The 939-nt window shown below is 74.7% G+C and carries 2 protein-coding genes; both read left to right on the forward strand.

Annotated features, from left to right (window positions below):
• Positions 1–4 precede the first annotated feature (4 nt).
• Positions 5–112 carry a BBE domain-containing protein gene (locus G3I65_RS52070; protein WP_255482201.1) on the forward strand — a complete coding sequence of 36 codons (108 nt, stop codon included), beginning with the start codon at positions 5–7 and terminating at the stop codon, positions 110–112.
• Positions 113–143: 31 nt separating this feature from the next.
• The coding region (locus G3I65_RS52075; RefSeq protein WP_160703471.1) for a DUF5937 family protein at positions 144–939 on the forward strand (796 nt) is incomplete at its 3' end.

A 939-nucleotide genomic window follows, 5' to 3' on the forward strand; every position in this document is an offset into this window, starting at 1 on the left:
GAACCTGCCGCGGTTGCGCGCGGTCGCCCGGAAGTACGACCCGCGAGGAATTTTCGCTTTCCCGCAAGGGCTTTCGGAGCCCCGCTCGACCGTCCACATCGGAGAGACGTAAGCTCCGCGGCACGTCGGCAGAGAGGCAGCGCGTGCTCGACCTGGCATTCTCCACAGAGGACCTGGCGCACACCCGGTTCGCGTTCTCCCCGGCTTGGGAGATCGTCGCGAGCGTCCGCGTCCTCAACCAGCCGGGCGCGCACGCGCTGCACCTGCCGTGGGTCAAGCGCGCCACCGCGGCGCTCGACGCGGCCGGCCTGGACATCGGGCTGCTGCGCGACCTCGTCCCGCTGCGGCACCTGCCCGGTTTCCTGGCCGGCACGCCGGCGTCACCCCTGCCTGAGCTGGCCGACGAGCTCGCCGACCTGCGCGACGTCCCCGCCCGCGTCGTCCGGCGCGAGCTGGACGCGATGACCGGGCCGCGGTCGACGGCGCTGAACCGCTTTTACCGCGATCCCGAGGCCGGCCTGGAGCGGCTCGCGGCGGTGATGGAGCGGTACTGGGACCTCGTGCTGGCGCCGGACTGGCCGCGGATCCGGGCGCTGCTCGAAGCCGACGTGCTGCACCGGTCGCGGCTGCTCGCCCAGGGCGGCGCCGCCGAGCTGTTCAACGACCTCACCCCGCTGGTCCGCTGGGAGGGCGGCACGCTCACGGTGGCGCACCGGCACCTGCACGCCGCGGTGCCGCTCGACGGGCGCGGTCTCGTGCTCGTGCCGTCGGCGTTCGTCTGGCCGCGGGTGTTCTCCAAGACCGACCCGCGCTGGCAGCCGGTGCTGCGCTACCCGCCGCGCGGGATCGCGACGCTGTGGGAGACCGGCACGGCCACCGCGCCCGGCGCGCTGGCCGGGGTCGTGGGCCGCGGCCGCGCGATGCTGCTGACCGAGCTCG

It is taken from the genome of Amycolatopsis sp. SID8362 (assembly GCF_010550475.1).
GTDB classification, from domain to species: domain Bacteria; phylum Actinomycetota; class Actinomycetes; order Mycobacteriales; family Pseudonocardiaceae; genus Amycolatopsis; species Amycolatopsis eburnea.